The 15,390-nt window shown below is 72.2% G+C and carries 13 protein-coding genes; 10 read left to right on the top strand and 3 right to left on the bottom strand.

Features of this window, described 5'->3' with window-relative positions; translation table 11 throughout:
* The first annotated feature begins 12 nt into the window (after positions 1 to 12).
* Entirely contained in the window at positions 13 to 579 is a 567-nt protein-coding gene (locus AB0C22_RS10045) for a GNAT family N-acetyltransferase (RefSeq protein ID WP_357534527.1), read from the top strand.
* A 367-nt stretch (positions 580 to 946) separates the two neighbouring features.
* Positions 947 to 2,521: a pectate lyase gene (locus tag AB0C22_RS10040; RefSeq protein WP_357534525.1), complete on the top strand. Its 1,575-nt coding sequence runs from the start codon at positions 947 to 949 to the stop codon at positions 2,519 to 2,521.
* 183 nt (positions 2,522 to 2,704) lie between these two features.
* Here AB0C22_RS10040 and AB0C22_RS10035 read toward each other — a convergent pair whose 3' ends face one another.
* Positions 2,705 to 3,037: a hypothetical protein gene (locus AB0C22_RS10035; protein WP_357534871.1), complete on the bottom strand. Its 333-nt coding sequence runs from the start codon at positions 3,035 to 3,037 to the stop codon at positions 2,705 to 2,707.
* 89 nt (positions 3,038 to 3,126) lie between these two features.
* Entirely contained in the window at positions 3,127 to 3,387 is a 261-nt protein-coding gene (locus tag AB0C22_RS10030) for a hypothetical protein (RefSeq protein WP_219468385.1), read from the bottom strand.
* 188 nt (positions 3,388 to 3,575) lie between these two features.
* Here AB0C22_RS10030 and AB0C22_RS10025 point away from each other — a divergent pair, with 188 nt between their 5' ends.
* The 6 genes from AB0C22_RS10025 (at position 3,576) to ispG (ending at position 9,341) form a co-directional block, all read left to right on the top strand.
* Positions 3,576 to 4,382, top strand: a complete 807-nt coding sequence (locus tag AB0C22_RS10025) for a helix-turn-helix transcriptional regulator (RefSeq protein WP_357534523.1) — start codon at positions 3,576 to 3,578, stop codon at positions 4,380 to 4,382.
* On the top strand, positions 4,373 to 4,582 hold the full coding sequence (locus AB0C22_RS10020; protein WP_219468388.1) for a DUF397 domain-containing protein: 210 nt from the start codon (positions 4,373 to 4,375) through the stop codon (positions 4,580 to 4,582). The genes AB0C22_RS10025 and AB0C22_RS10020 overlap by 10 nt, the downstream gene beginning before the upstream one ends.
* Before the next feature lie 302 nt (positions 4,583 to 4,884).
* Positions 4,885 to 5,664, top strand: coding sequence for a Uma2 family endonuclease (locus AB0C22_RS10015; RefSeq protein WP_357534521.1), 780 nt, complete (start codon positions 4,885 to 4,887; stop codon positions 5,662 to 5,664).
* A gap of 43 nt (positions 5,665 to 5,707) precedes the next feature.
* On the top strand, positions 5,708 to 6,919 hold the full coding sequence (gene dxr / locus AB0C22_RS10010; RefSeq protein WP_208569277.1) for a 1-deoxy-D-xylulose-5-phosphate reductoisomerase: 1,212 nt from the start codon (positions 5,708 to 5,710) through the stop codon (positions 6,917 to 6,919).
* The gene (locus AB0C22_RS10005) at positions 6,919 to 8,160 is read left to right on the top strand and encodes a site-2 protease family protein (protein WP_219468394.1); all 1,242 of its coding nucleotides are present in this window, start codon (positions 6,919 to 6,921) and stop codon (positions 8,158 to 8,160) included. Before dxr ends, AB0C22_RS10005 begins: the two co-directional genes overlap by 1 nt.
* A gap of 8 nt (positions 8,161 to 8,168) precedes the next feature.
* Positions 8,169 to 9,341, top strand: a complete 1,173-nt coding sequence (gene ispG / locus AB0C22_RS10000) for a flavodoxin-dependent (E)-4-hydroxy-3-methylbut-2-enyl-diphosphate synthase (RefSeq protein ID WP_219468397.1) — start codon at positions 8,169 to 8,171, stop codon at positions 9,339 to 9,341.
* A gap of 298 nt (positions 9,342 to 9,639) precedes the next feature.
* Here ispG and AB0C22_RS09995 read toward each other — a convergent pair whose 3' ends face one another.
* Positions 9,640 to 10,218 carry a helix-turn-helix transcriptional regulator gene (locus AB0C22_RS09995; protein WP_219468400.1) on the bottom strand — a complete coding sequence of 193 codons (579 nt, stop codon included), beginning with the start codon at positions 10,216 to 10,218 and terminating at the stop codon, positions 9,640 to 9,642.
* 159 nt (positions 10,219 to 10,377) lie between these two features.
* Between AB0C22_RS09995 and AB0C22_RS09990 the strand changes: the two genes are divergently transcribed.
* A complete protein-coding gene (locus AB0C22_RS09990) occupies positions 10,378 to 11,217 on the top strand; it encodes a DUF4081 domain-containing GNAT family N-acetyltransferase (RefSeq protein WP_219468403.1) in 840 nt (279 codons plus the stop codon).
* Positions 11,218 to 11,574: 357 nt separating this feature from the next.
* Positions 11,575 to 15,384 (top strand): ATP-binding cassette domain-containing protein, encoded by a 3,810-nt coding sequence (locus AB0C22_RS09985; RefSeq protein ID WP_357534518.1) that lies wholly within the window; start codon positions 11,575 to 11,577, stop codon positions 15,382 to 15,384.
* Positions 15,385 to 15,390 lie beyond the last annotated feature (6 nt).

Here is a 15,390-nt window from a genome sequence, read left to right as displayed (position 1 = left end):
CGATCCCGCGACATGACCGTGCTCACCACCGACCGGCTGATCCTGCGGAACTGGACCGACTCGCCGGCCGACCTGGCCCGGATCTTCGACATCTACTCCCGCAACGAGGTGGTGCGCTGGCTGGGCGCGGCCCCCGGTCTGCCGTTGGCCGACCCGGCGCAGGCGGCCGACCGGTTGGCGCTCTGGCGGGCCCGGCACGCCGACCATGGCGACCGGTACGGCACCTGGGCGGTGCAGGTGCGCGACACCGGCCTGGTGGTCGGCACGATCCTGCTCAAGCCGTTGCCCGGCCGGGACGAGCAGGTGCCCACCGCCGACATCGAGGTGGGTTGGCACCTGCACCCCGACTCGTGGGGCCACGGCTATGCCACCGAGGCGGCCCGCGTCCTGGTCGACCGGGAACTCGCCACCGGCACCGGGCAGGTGTACGCGGTGGTGGCCCCCGGCAACGGGGCGTCGATGGCGGTGGCCCGCCGGCTCGGGATGACCCACCTGGGTCGGCGCACCGACTGGTACGGCGGTGAGGAACTGGAGACCTTCGTGCGCCGGGCGCTCCCGGGCTCCCCAGGTGGCCGATAGCCACCTCAGGCGGTCATTAGCCCGCAATCCGGACGACATCTTGCGGTATCGATCGACGTCGTCCTATCCTCGCTTGTGGAAAGCGCTTTCCAGATGCTCAGTGCGGGTGTCCCGGCGAGTTCTGCTGCCGCCGGAGGCATCAGTTCGCCGTGCGCGGCAGCACGGTGAGCGGGTCGATCCGGTACCCGGCGCAACCACCCTGGCCGACCGGCGACTCCGCCCGACGGCCGCGAAGGCCCGGCCCGTCCCCGGCGCGCAGAGGTTCGCAGGATCACCACCATCACCGCCGCCCGGCCGGGCACCACACCAGGCACCACACCCCCCGGCGGCGGCACCACCACCAGGTACTGAGAAAGGTGACGCGAGGATGAGACGACCAGTTGCACGACGAGTCCAGGCGGGGCTGGCCACGGCCGCCGTCGGTGCCGCGATCTGCGTGGCCCTGCCGGTGCACCAGGCGTCGGCGGCGGCCGGCAGCGCCAGCGGCTACGCCACCCAGAACGGCGGCACCACCGGCGGCGCGGGCGGCCAGACGGTACGGGCCAGCACGGGCACCGCGATCCACGCGGCCCTGTGCAATCGGGCCAGCAGCAGCACCCCGATCGTCATCGAGGTGCAGGGCACGATCAACCACGGCAACACCACGAAGGTCTCCGGCAACAGCTGCAACACCGCAGCCGACAAGATCGAGCTGAAGGAGATCAGCAACGTCACCATCGTCGGGGTCGGCAGCGGTGCGGTCTTCGACCAGCTCGGCATCCACATCCGCGACTCCCGCAACATCATCATTCAGAACGTGACGGTGCGGAACGTCAAGAAGTCGGGCTCGCCCATCTCCAACGGCGGTGACGCCATCGGCATGGAGAGCAGCGTGCGCAACGTCTGGGTCGACCACACCACGCTGGAGGCGTCCGGCGGCGAGTCGGCCGGTTACGACGGGCTGTTCGACATGAAGGACGACGTCCAGTACGTGACGCTGTCGTACAGCATCCTGCGCAACTCCGGCCGGGGCGGCCTGATCGGCTCCAGCGAGAGCGACCGGGGCAACGGCTTCGTCACCTTCCACCACAACCTCTACCAGAACATCGACTCCCGTACGCCCCTGCTGCGGGGCGGGATCGCGCACATCTACAACAACTCGTACGTGCAGCTCAACGAGTCGGGGATCAACTCCCGGGCCGGTGCGCGGGCCAAGGTGGAGAACAACTACTTCAAGAACTCCCGGGACGTGCTGGGCACCTTCTACACCAGCGAGGCCGGCTACTGGCAGGCCAGCGGCAACATCCTGGACAGCGTGACCTGGTCCAGCCCCGGCAGCGAGACCAACCCCGCCGGGCCGGGTATGCCGTCGAACACCAGCGTCAGCATCCCGTACTCCTACCGGCTGGACGGGGCGAGCTGCGTGCCGGACATCGTCCGGCAGACGGCCGGCGCGAACACCGGCCTCAAGGAGTCCAACGGAAGCTGCTCGCCGACCACGCCGACCCCGACCACCCCGGGACCGACCACGCCCGCGCCGACCACGCCGGCCCCCACCACCCCCGCCCCGACCACCCCGCCGCCCACCAGCAACCCCGGCGGGACCAACCTCAGCATCGGCGCCGGCTCCGACGGCTCCAGCAAGGCCAGCGGTACGAGCTACGGCGACGTCCGCGACGGCAACATGGGCACCTTCTGGTCGCCGGCCGGGTCGACCGGTGACATCTCGATCAAGTGGGGCTCGGCGACCGGCATCTCCTCGATCAACATCCGGGAGGCGTCGGGCTCGGCCGGCAGCATCACCTCCTGGCAGGTCCTCAACGGCGACACCGGCGCGGTGCTGGCCTCCGGCAGCCGGGCCGGCGTGATCACCTTCGCCCGGACCTCGCTGAAGAAGGTCACCTTCCGGATCAACAGCTCTGCTGCCACCCCGAAGGTGGCCGAATTCGAGACCTACGCCTGACGGCCTACCCCAGCGGTCCCGGGGCGGTGATCGCCTTCCTCCAGCCGTCCCCGGGTCGCTGACCGCCTTCCCCGGCCGCCGTGGGTCCGAGCCGGGCCCGTCGAAGCGGTGATCAACTCAATGGGGCTGATGTAGGGGTGTCCGATCGGCGTGGACACCCCCACATCGGCCCCGTTGTGATGATCAACCCTCTCCCGAGGTCGCGGGCGACGCCCCGGGCTGTGGCCGGTCGTGGCGGGTCCAGGCGAGGAAGCGGGCGAAGTAGGCGGCCGGGTCGACCGTGCCGGTGCCGACCCGCAGCGCGTCGGTGATCGCGTCGTGCATGAGCAGGCACAGGTAGATCGCCAACGCCGGCCGGTCGTGGGCGTACTCCCAGCGGAGGCTCAGCTTGGCCGGCTGGCAGGGCCACGGGGCGGCGCAGGCCCGGCACCGCCAGGCCGGCCGGGCGGCGACGTGCCGACCGGCACCTTCCGGCCGGACCGCCGCCGGTTGCCCCCGCCGCGTGTCGTCCGTCAGCGGGGTCGCCGCCGATTGCCTTCGTTGCGCGTCGTCCGCCAATGGGGTGGCTGTCGGTCGCCTTTGCCGCGCGCGGTGCTCCGGCGGGGTCACCGGTGGCGGCCGTTCGCCCGGCGGGCCTGACCCCGGGTGACCAGGCCCGCCGCGCCCACCCAGTAGACGGCGGTGGGGCCGTTCCACCGGGGGTGTCGGGGCGCGGGCAACGGGGGCGGTGGCGGTTCCCGCAGCGGTACGGCGGCCAGCCGGTCCGGGCACGGCCAGCGCAGCCCGCAGGTGCAGTGCCGACCCCACCGGGACCAGTCCCGCCGGTGCCGGGGCGTCGTCGGTACGGGCCTGTCGCGCTTCCTCATCCGCCTATTCCTTCCGCCTGCGCTGCCGCGCCCCGGACGCCTTGCCGGGGCCACCAGCGACCTGCCGCCTGTTCACACTCTGCTGTGGACGCGACTACTGTCGGAAGACGGCGCGGGACCTCAGCGTCGGTTGTGCCGACCGGGTCCGGGCAGGTGGCCGGCGCTGGCAGACGTGTGGTGGAGGTGTGATGACCGGCGGACCGATGTCGACCCTGGAATTCCTCGGCGCGGAGTTGCGCCGGGCGCGCAGGGAACGCGGGCTGAGCCAGGAGGATCTGGCCCAGCAGATCAGCTACTCGTCGTCGCTAGTGGGCATGGTGGAGATCGGCCACCGGACGCCGTCGCAGGACTTCGTCACCCGCGCGGACGCCGCCCTGGAGGCCGGCGGCCTCTTCGAGCGGCTGCTCGCCCTGGTCCGCGCCGACTCCGCACCCCCGTGGCTGCGCGAGTGGATCAGCGTGGAGCGGGAGGCGACCTTGATCCGCTGGTTCGAGCCGTCTCTCATCCCCGGCCTCCTGCAAACCGAGGCGTACGCCCGCGCGGTGCTGCACGGCGGTGGAATGCTCCGGGAGAGTGAGGTCGAGCAGCGTGTCTCCTCCCGAATGGAACGGCAGACCGTGCTGACCCGGGAGCACCCGCCCGAGGTGGTGGCAGTGATCGACGAAACGGTGTTGCGCCGGGCGATCGGTGAGCCCGCGGTGATGGTCGAGCAGTTCGAGCATCTGTTGCGGCTGACCGAGCACTCGCACATCAGCCTGCACGTGGTGCCGGCGGATGCGGGGATGCACGCCGGGCTGGCCGGCCCGTTCATCCTGGTCCGCGTGCCCGACGGCGGAGAGGTGGCGCATCTGGACAGCGCGCTGCGCGCTCACATCACGGACCGGCCGGATGACGTTGATAGCCTTCAGCGCAGATGGGAGAGCCTTCGCGGCGAAGCACTGCCACGCAGGGCGTCCCGGGATCTCATACGGGAGTTGGCGAAGTCATGGACTTGAGCGGCGCAGTCTGGCGCAAGTCGACCCGCAGCGACAACGGTGGCTCCACCTGTGTGGAGGTGGCGACGAATCTGCCGCAGGTGGTCGGGGTGCGGGACAGCAAGGACCGGGGCGGCCCGGTGTTGACCTTCGCCCCCGCCGCCTGGGCCGGCTTCGTCGCCGTGACCCGCTCGGGTGACCTGAACTCCGCCCGCACCTGAGCCGTACCGCTGCCGAAGCGCCCACCGTCGGCGGCTCGGCGGTGTCGTCGGCGCACCGACGCCGGGGTGGTCACCCGTCACCGCGACGAGGCCGCCGCGCCCGCCCCGACGTGGTGATCGACTCAGTTGGGCCGATGTGGGGGCGTCCACGCTGCCCGGACACCCCCACATCGGCCCCGTCGTGTTGATCAACGCGGGCGGGCAGGTGTAGGGAGACGCACTGGCGGTGCGACGGGCGGCTCCGGGGGCTGCGGCGATTAGGCTGGGACCAGCAGGATGTTCCGCTGAGGGGGTGAGCCCGGATGGCCCAGGCCGCATTCGTGCCCGAGCCCGCGCCGCAGTCGCCCGACCCGACGTCCCAGAGGCCCGAGTCCGGCGGTCAGTCGCAAGGGTCGACCGACCGGCCGACCGGGCCGTCGTTCGACGTGCTGCGCTGGCACGACGAGCCGTGGACCGCCCAGCTCGCCCTCGACCTGTTGCCGGAGACCAACGGCCCCAAGGTTGAGGTCCTGAGCGGAAGCGTGATCGTGACACCACATGCCGGATACGACCATCAGAATGCCGAGCTGGATCTGGCCTACCTGCTCAAGCAGGCGGCCCGCCGAGAAAAGCTGTGGCTCTACGCCGAAGCCAACATCATTTCTGGTGCCGACCTCTTCATTCCTGACATCGTGATCCTCGACGTTCCCGGTGGTGGGCGGACGACGATGGACATCGGCCACGCCGTGCTGCTCGGTGAGGTCGTCTCGCCGGGTAACCGGCGCAAGGACGTGATCGACCGGCCCCGCGAGTATGCCGCCGCCGGTGTCCCGTTCTTCCTCCGCGTCGACCTGCGCAACCGGGTGCCCACCATCGCGCTCTTCGAGTTGACCGACGGGGAGTACCGGCCGGTCGCGGCCGCTGCCGCCGGGACGACGTTCGTCATGCGGCAGCCCTTCGCGTTCAGTATCGATCCGGCCGACCTGCTCGGCGAGGAGGCACCGGTCGAGGAGGCGGAACCGCTCGGCGAGGAGGCACCGGTCGAGGAGGCGGAACCGCCCGGCGGGGAGAAGTCGGGCGGGGAGGCGGACGTTCAGGGGTGAGGCTCCCAGCGGGAGTACAGCGGGGCCGGGGCAGAATGGCCGCGTGACAACTCCCCGGGATCTCGTACTGCTCGGCTCCACCGGCTCGATCGGCACCCAGGCGATCGACATCGTCAGGCGCAACCCGGACCGGTTCCGGGTGGTGGCGCTCGGTGCCGGTGGCGGCAACGTCGAGTTGCTCGCCACCCAGGCCCTCGAGCTGGGCGTGGACGCGGTCGGGGTGGCCAAGGCGTCCGCAGCGCAGGATCTCCAGCTCGCCTTCTATGCCGAGGCGAGTCGGCGCGGCTGGGCCACCGGGGACTTCAGGCTGCCGAAGATCATCGCCGGTCCGGACGCCATGACCGAGCTGGCGCAGTGGCCCGGCGACGTGGTCCTCAACGGGGTGGTCGGGTCGCTCGGGCTCGCGCCGACGCTGGCCGCGCTGCGCTGTGGTCGTACCCTCGCGTTGGCCAACAAGGAGTCGTTGGTGGCCGGCGGCCCGCTGGTGAAGGCCGCGGTGACGCGGCCGGGGCAGATCGTGCCGGTCGACTCGGAGCATTCGGCGCTGGCCCAGTGTCTGCGCGGCGGCACCCGCGGCGAGGTACGGCGGCTGGTCGTCACGGCCAGCGGTGGACCGTTCCGGGGGCGGCGGCGCGACGAGCTGACCGCTGTCACCCCGGAGCAGGCGCTCGCCCACCCGACGTGGAACATGGGCCCGGTCGTCACGATCAACTCGGCCACCATGGTCAACAAGGCGTTGGAGGTGATCGAGGCGCACGAGCTGTTCGACGTGCCCTACGCCGACATCACCGTGATGGTGCACCCGCAGTCGGTGATCCACTCGATGGTCGAGTTCGTTGACGGTTCCACCCTGGCCCAGGCGAGCCCGCCGGACATGCGGCTGCCCATCGCGCTCGGCATCGGCTGGCCCGACCGGGTGCCCGACGCGACCGCCGCCGTGGACTGGACCACCGCCCACACCTGGGAGTTCGCCCCCCTCGACGACGAGGCGTTCCCGGCGGTGGCGCTGGCCAAGGCGGCCGGCGAGGCGGGTCGCAGCCGACCGGCGGTCTACAACGCGGCCAACGAGGAGTGCGTGGCGGCGTTCGTCGCCGGCCGGTTACCGTTCCTCGGCATCGTCGACACCCTGGAACGGGTGCTGGAGGAGGCCCCCGATTTCGGCGAACCGGGTACGGTCGAGGACGTACTCGCCGCCGAATCGTGGGCGCGCGCGCACGCGCAGGAGATCATCGCGGGGTCGGGGAAGGAAGCCTGATGCTTTATCTGCTCGGGGTGGTGGTGATCGCCCTGGCGATCCTCATCTCGGTGAGCCTGCACGAGGCCGGTCACATGCTGACCGCCAAGGCGTTCGGCATGAAGGTCACCCGCTACTTCGTCGGCTTCGGGCCGACCATCTGGTCGTTCCGCCGGGGTGAGACGGAGTACGGCCTCAAGGCCATCCCGCTCGGCGGCTTCTGCAAGATCGTCGGTATGACGCCGCAGGACGACGACGTCGAACCCGGTGACGAGAAGCGGGCCATGTGGCGTTACCCGGTCTGGAAGCGGACGATCGTGATGTCCGCCGGCTCGGTCACCCACTTCGCGCTGGCGATCATCGCGATCTGGCTGGCCGCCATGTTCATGGGCCTGCCCAACAAGGACCTGCCCAACCCGCTGCCGGCGCACGTCAAGGTCGTCGACTGCGTCATCCCCACCGACGCCGCCCGCGAGTGCGCCCCCGGTGACCCGGTCAGCCCCGCCAAACAGGCCGGGCTGCGCGACGACGACAAGATCGTCGCGGTGAACGGGGTCGCCGTCGCCGACTACACCGCGCTGGTCAAGACCGTCCGCGACCTCCCGCCGGGCCAGCCCGCGACCATCAGGTACGAGCGCGACGGCGTGGCCGGTGAGGTCCGCGCCGATCTCGCCGCCGTGCAACGCAAGCCGCTCGACGACCCCAACGGCGCCCCGGTCACCGTCTCCGCCCTCGGCGTCGCCGGCCCGATGCTCCCGCCCGGCGTCCCGGCGAACGTCACGTACGGCCCGGTCGAGGCCATCCCGGCCACCGCCGGCTACACCAAGGACCTGGCCGTCGGCACCTACGAGGCGCTCAAGCGGATCCCCGACAAGATCCCCGCCCTGTGGACCGCCGTCACCGGCGGCGAACGCGACAAGGACACCCCGATCAGCGTCGTCGGGGCCAGCCGGCTCGGCGGCGAAGCGCTGGAGAACGGCGTCTGGCAGCTGCTGGTCCTGCTGTTCATCTCGCTGAACTTCTTCGTCGGCGTGTTCAACCTGCTGCCGCTGCTGCCGCTGGACGGCGGCCACATCGCCATCGCCTGGTTCGAACGGGCCCGCTCCTGGCTCTACGCCCGGATCGGCCGGCGCGACCCGGGCCGGGTCGACTACCTCAAGCTGATGCCCATCACGTACGCGGTGATCCTCATCGGTGGGGCGTTCACGCTGCTCACCGCCACCGCGGACATCGTCAACCCGATCACGCTCTTCACGAGGTGAGTGCCCAAGTGACCGCTGTCAGTCTCGGTATGCCCGCCGTACCGCCCCCGCCGCTCGCCCCGCGCCGGGTCAGTCGCCAGATCATGGTCGGTTCGGTGCCGGTCGGTGGGGGTGCCCCCGTCTCGGTGCAGTCGATGACGACGACCCTCACCTCCGACGTCAACGCCACGCTCCAGCAGATCGCGGAGTTGACCGCGTCCGGTTGTCAGATCGTCCGGGTGGCCGTACCCAGTCAGGATGACGTGGAGGCGTTGCCGGCGATCGCCCGCAAGTCGCAGATCCCGGTGATCGCCGACATCCACTTCCAGCCGAAGTACGTCTTCGCCGCGATCGACGCCGGTTGTGCGGCCGTCCGGGTCAACCCGGGCAACATCCGCCAGTTCGACGACAAGGTCAAGGAGATCGCCGCAGCGGCCTCCGCCGCCGGTACGCCGATCCGGATCGGCGTCAACGCCGGCTCGCTGGACAAGCGGCTGCTCGCGAAGTACGGCAAGGCCACCGCCGAGGCGCTCGTCGAGTCGGCGCTGTGGGAGTGTTCGCTGTTCGAGGAGCACGGCTTCCGGGACATCAAGATCTCGGTCAAGCACAACGACCCGGTGGTGATGATCCGGGCGTACCGGCAGCTCGCCGAGCAGTGCGACTACCCGCTGCACCTGGGGGTGACCGAGGCGGGCCCGGCGTTCCAGGGCACCATCAAGTCGGCCGTCGCCTTCGGCGCGCTGCTCGCCGAGGGCATCGGCGACACGATCCGGGTGTCGCTGTCCGCCCCGCCGGTCGAGGAGATCAAGGTCGGCAACCAGATCCTGGAGTCGCTGGGCCTGCGCGAACGCGGCCTGGAGATCGTCTCCTGCCCGTCCTGCGGCCGGGCCCAGGTGGACGTCTACAAGCTCGCCGAGGAGGTCACCGCCGGCCTGGAGGGGCTGCCCGTCCCGCTGCGGGTCGCCGTGATGGGCTGTGTGGTGAACGGGCCCGGCGAGGCCCGCGAGGCCGACCTGGGTGTCGCCTCCGGCAACGGCAAGGGGCAGATCTTCGTGAAGGGGCAGGTCGTCAAGACCGTCCCCGAGGGGCAGATCGTCGAGACGCTGATCGAGGAGGCGTTGCGGATCGCCGACGAGATGGGCGCGGAGATCCCCGAGGAGCTGCGCGACCTCGTCCCCGGCCCCACCGTCACCGTGCACTGATCCACCGTCGACGAAGGCGGCCCTCCCGGTGGGAGGGCCGCCTTCGTCGGTACGAGGTGATCGTCGCCGGGATGCCCGGTGACCCGGCTCGGGGTCGTGGTGGTCCGGTCTGGCCTGATGGTGGCGAGGGCCGGGCTGATGGTGGCGGCGGTCCGGGCTGATGGTGGCGGTCCGGGCTGATGGTGGCGAGGGCCGGGCTGATGGGTGGCGGCGGTCCGGGCCGGCCGGCGGGGTTCGCCGTGCCGGGCCCGGACGTCGCGGGTGGCCGTTGGCCGGGTCGCCGGGTCGTGCCCGGCGGTCACTCGGATTCGGCGAGGATCGCGTACAGCTTGCGTCTGGTCTCGTCGAGCACCTGGGCGGCGCGTTCCCGCTGGTCGTCGGTGCCGGTCATCATCACCTGGCGCAGCGCGTGCATGGCCTGCGCGCCCGCGTCGCGGATGTCGTGCCAGCTGTTGACGGTGTCCTCGGCGAACTCGGCCCAGGGCGGGGTCTGCGCGGCCGTGGTGGCCTCGTCCCGACCGGCGTCGGTGAGGCCGAACCGCTTGCGCCCGCCGCCGGCCGGGTCGGTGCTGGCGGCGATGACGCCCTCGTCCTCCAGCAGTTGCAGGGTCGGGTAGATCGATCCGGGGCTGGGCCGCCAGGCCCCGCCGGTGCGGGAGTCGATCTCCTGGATCATCTCGTAGCCGTGCATCGGCCGCTCGGTGAGCAGGGCCAGCACGGCGGCCCGGACGTTGGGCCGGCGTCCCCGGCCGCGCCCGCGACCACCCCGGCCGCCGCCCCAACCCCCGTGCCCGTGCGGGCCGGGTGGCATGGGCGGGAAGCCGAAGCCGCGTTGCCGTGCCTCTTGCAGGGCCTGCATCCGTCGGTGGAATCCCATCGTGTCGTTCCTTCCGTGGAGTGTCGCTGATGCATCAACGATATATCGCCAAAGTGTCGTCGACAAGAGTGTTCACGATGAGGCCCGGTCCGGGTCGACTGTCGCGCGGCTGCGCCGGTCGCCCGGCGGACCACCACCCGCATCTGGCAGGCTGGAACCGTGCTGACGGTGCCCGTACGCCAACTGGGAGAATCGGAGCGCCGCGCGGTCGAGCGGTTGCTCGACCTCGACCCGTTCGCGGGCGCGCAGGTCGCCGAGCGGGTCTCCGCCCGAGGGCTGGCCTGGTGGCGGGCCGAGGGGCGCATTCTCGGCTACGGCACCCGTCGCAACCTGGAGTCGATCTGCTGGCTCGGCGGCAACCTCACCCCGATCCTCGCCACGGAGTCGGCGGTCGCCGCCTTCGCCGAGCAGCTCTCCGGCGAGGAGCGGCTCTGCTCGTCCATCGTCGGGCGGGCCGACGCGGTGCTCGGACTCTGGGACCGGCTCGCCGACCACTGGGGGCCGGCCCGTGACGTACGCCCCAACCAGCCGTTACTGGCCACCGACACCGCGCCCCGCATCCCGGTCGACCCCGAGGTGCGCCGGGTCCGGCCCGACGAGGTGCCCCGCCTCTTCCCGGCGGCGGTCGCCATGTACGCCGAGGAGGTCGGCGTGTCACCGCTGGCCGACGACGGCGGCCGGGCCTACCGCCGACGGGTCGAGGACCTGGTCCGAGCCGGTCGGGCGTACGCCCGCATGATCGACGGGGAGGTCGTGTTCAAGGCCGAGCTGGCGGTGGTGACCCGCCGGACCGCCCAGATCCAGGGGGTCTGGGTGGCACCGCAGTGGCGGGGCCGTGGCATCGCCACCGCCGCGATGGCCGCCGTGGTACGCGACGCGCTGCTCCGGGTCGCCCCGACGGTCAGCCTCTACGTCAACGACTTCAACCTCCCCGCGCGCCGGGTCTACCAACACTGCGGCTTCCGCCCCGTAGGCACCCTCGCCACCATCCTCTTCTGACCGCCCCGGCCCTCCCACCTCACCGAACACCCCACCCCCAACCCTCTAGCCCCCACCCCGCCCCCGCCCCCTGCCCCCGCCCCCTGCCCCCGCCGCTCACCGGCTCGTCCCAGTGATCAAGAGCTTTAGGTCAGTTGATCAAGAGGTTTACGTCATTTTGAAGATCAACTTTGACGTAAACCTCTTGATCACCGGGGAGGGGTGGGGCGGGGTGGGGAGGGGTGGGGGGAGAGGGGTAAGGCGGGGAGGGGTGGGGGGAGAGGGGAGGGGGAGGGTGGGTGGTAAATGCGTTGAGGGGAGGGGGGCGGGGGGTCAGGCTGGGGGGTACCGCCACCCCGAGTTCCGGAGGGAATCTCCATGCGCCTGCTCCGTGATCTCTGGGCGTCCGCGCCACGTCGCATGACGGTCGTGATCGTGCTCGTCGTGTTGGGGGCAGCCGGTCAGGCCGCCGCCTCGGCGGTCGCCGGCCCGGTGCTGGTGCACCGCTCGGCCGGCTGGTTCGTCGCGTTGGTCGTCGCGTTGGTCGTGGCAGTCTTCGGCGAGTTGGTGATCGCGCTGCTGATGGCGGGCATCACCGCCGACTGGTCCGCCGACGTGCGTCGCCGGCTCTGCCGGGTCGCCCTCGGGCAAGACCTGCCGACCCTGGAGGGCACCCCGGTCGGCGAGCTGCTCGACCGGATCGACAACGACGTCTACCAGGTCGCCTCCGAGCTGCGCAACACCGGCGTACGGCTGGTGCAGGGTCTGGTGCTCTGCCTGCTCGCCACGCTCAGCGCGCTGTTCGTCTGGTGGCCGGCCGGGGTGGCGATGCTGCTGCTCACCGTGCTGCTCATCGTGCTGCTGCGCCGTCCCACCGCCGCCATCGCCCCGGCCCGGATGTTCGAGGAGGAAGCCTGGTCCGACCTGGCCGCCGTGATGGAGGAGGCGGTGCACGGCCAGGACGACGTCCGCACCAGCCTCGCCCAGCCGTACGTGCTGCGGTTGTACGCCCGGCGGGCGGCCGAGGTGCTGAACCGCTGCCGCCGGGTCTTCCTGATGTCGGCGCGGGTCACCGCCGTCGCCGCCGGTGCCATCCGGGTCGGGATCGCCGGGGTGGTGCTCGCCGGGGCGTGGGCGTTGACCACCGGCCGGGTCGACGGGGCCCGGTTGACCGCGATCTGGCTGCTCGCGTTGAGCTTCGGCGCGACCGTCGAACATCTCGCCCGCTGGGTGCCGCACCTGCAGTACGCCCTCGGCGCCTGGGCCCGGGTGCTGCTGCTCTCCGACGCCCCGCAGGAACCCTCCGGCGGGGTCACCCCCACCGACGGCGACCTGACCCTGCGCGGGCTCACCTTCCGCTACCCGGCCACCGGCGAGGACGAGCGGGCGCCCGCGCTGCGCGACGTCCGGCTCAGCTTCGTCCGGGGACGGTCGTACGCGCTGGTCGGGCGGACCGGTTCGGGCAAGTCGACCCTGACCAAGGTGCTCACCCGGGCGGTCGAGGTGCCGCGCGGCACGGTACTGCTCGGCGACACCGACCTGTGTGACCTGGACGTCGAGGAACTGCGTCGGTGGATCGCGGTGGTGCCGCAGCGTACCGAGATCCTCGCCGGCACCCTCGCCGAGAACGTCGCCCTGTTCGACCCGGACCTGCTCGACGCCGCCCCCCGGGCGCTGGCCGAGCTGGGGCTCACCGGCTGGGTAGCGGAGCTGCCCGACGGTATCCGCACCCGGCTGGGTGAGGGCGGGTATGTGCTCTCCGCCGGTCAGGAGCAGCTGGTGGCGTTCGCCCGGATCCTGGTCCGCGATCCGCACGTGGTGGTCCTCGACGAGGCCACCGCGCGACTCGACCCGGTCACCGAGATCCGGGTACGCGAGGCCACCGAACGCCTGCTCAACGACCGGATCGGTATCATCATCGCGCACCGGCTCTCCTCCGTGCGGCGCTGCGACGAGGTGGTGGTGATGGCCGACGGGGCGGTCCTGGAGGCGGGGCCGCTGCACTCCTCGGCCCGCTTCGCCGAGCTGCTCGCCAGCAGCCGCGCCGCCGCGTACACCCCGGTGGGTGCGGCCCCGACGGGCACCGCCCGGGGCGGGGTGGACCTGCTCGACGGCCCGGGCCCCGCCTGGCCGCGGGCCGACGCCTCCGGCCCCGCCCGGTCGCAGGCCGATGCATCCGGCGGCACCTGGCCGCAGGCCGACGCCTCCGGCCCCGCCTGGCCGCAGGCCGGCCGGCCGGGCGACCTGTACCCGGACGGGCCCGACACCCCCTGGGCGGACGCCGCCGCGCCGAACCGGGCCGCGCCGAACCGGGCCGAGACGGACGGCATCACGGCGGACGCCACCGGGCCGGACGGCACCGGGCCGGACGGCACCGGGCCGGATGGCGGCATCACGGCGGACGGCACCGGGACGGGTGGCGTCGGGCCGGGGCGGGCCGGTGTCGAGGGGGCCGGGGTGTCCGGGCGGGCGGCGGTCGCCGTACCCAAGGGGGACCCGCCGCCGCTGCCACCCCTGCCGCCCACCCGGACGATGCGGGAGATCCTGCGGCTGGGCCTGAACGACCCGCGCTTCGGCCTGCTCTCGGTCGCGCTGTTCATGGTGATCACCGTGCTCGGCCTGGACGGCACCGTGCTGCCCTGGCTCTGGGCGGACGTCGTCGACGGCGGCGACCCGTGGCTGCCGGCGATCGGCATCGCCGCCGCGTTGGTGATCGTGCTGCCGCTGCCCTACTGGACCAACCTGCGGTTCCCCCAGTGGTGGGTACGGCAGATGCTGCGGATGAGTCTGCGGCTGGTGCACGGGCAGACCGGCCCGCGCCGGTCCAGCCGGCACACCCCGGCCGAGGTGGTGGCCCAGAGCGGCGACACCGAACGGGTCGTGCAGCTCGCCGACAACCTGATGGACCAGCTCATCGCCCTGGTGACCCTGGTGACCATGACGCTGGTCACGGGCAGCCTGGTGCCGGCGTTGTTCTTCGTCGGCACGATGGCCGTCTCGGGGCTGGCTGCCACCCTGTTCGGCCCCCGGTTGGAGCGTTCCGCCCGGGACACCGTGGCCGCCCGTGCCGCCTTCGCCACCGCGCTGGTCTCCTCGCTGTCGGCGGCCCGTACGGTCAAACTGGCCGGGGCGACCCGCCCGGTGCTCGACCACCTCTCCGCCCTGGACCTGGTCCGCAGCGATCGGCAGCGGCGGGAGATCGCCGCGCAGGTGTGGGCCCGCTCCACCCCGTCGGTGGCCAGTGGCCTGCTGCCGATCGCCGCCTGGGCGCTCTACCTGACCGGCGGGCTCTCCGCCGGTGCCACCCTGGTCGCCGTCTCCACCCTCGGGGCGGCCCGCTGGTTCGCCTGGACCACGGCGTCCCTGGTCTCGCAGTACCCGTCGGCTCGGGTGTGGACCCGGCGGACGGTGGCGATGACCGGGATCGGGGCGTACTCGGCGGAGGTGCCCGGGGTGGACATCGCCGCCGGCACCGCCCCCGCGCCGGAGCCGCCGCCGCGCCGGCCACTGCGCCGGCTGGAGCTGACCGGCTACGGGGCACTGCACTCCGACGGCACCCTCGCCGTGCGGGACGTCGACCTGACCGTCGACCGGGGCCAGTTGGTGCTGGTGGTCGGGCCGGTCGGGTCCGGCAAGTCGTCGCTGCTGCGGGCGCTGGCCGGGATCGTGCACCACGTCGGCGAACTGCGCTGGAACGGCGACCCGGTGACCGAACCGGAGCTGTTCCTGCGCCCCCAGCAGGTCGGTTACGTCGGGCAGCTGCCCCGGGTGCTCTCCGGCACCGTCGCCGACAACATCGCCCTCGGGCACGACGTGGACGCGGCCGGTGCGGTGAGCACCGCCCAACTGGAGCACGACCTGGCGGGTGGGGGTGGGCTGGGGCTGCTCATCGGGCACAAGGGCACCCGGCTGTCCGGCGGGCAGTTGCAGCGGCTGGCGCTGGCCCGGGCGCTCGCCCCGCGTACCGAACTGCTGGTCGCCGACGACGTGTCGTCCGCCCTGGACGTCACCACCGAGCTGGCCCTGTGGGCGGCGCTGCGCGAGCACGGGGTGACGGTGGTCGGCTCCACCTCGAAACGGGCGGCGCTGGTCCGCGCCGACCACGTGGTGGTGCTCATCGACGGCACGGCCGTCGCCCAGGGTCCGTGGCGTGACCTGGAGGACGACTGGGGCCACCTGGCCGGCTGACCAGGT

Source organism: Micromonospora sp. NPDC048894 (genome assembly GCF_040649765.1).
Classification (GTDB): domain Bacteria; phylum Actinomycetota; class Actinomycetes; order Mycobacteriales; family Micromonosporaceae; genus Micromonospora; species Micromonospora antibiotica.
The sequence above is the reverse complement of the archived record's forward strand: the minus strand, read 5'-3'. Positions and strand labels throughout refer to the sequence as shown.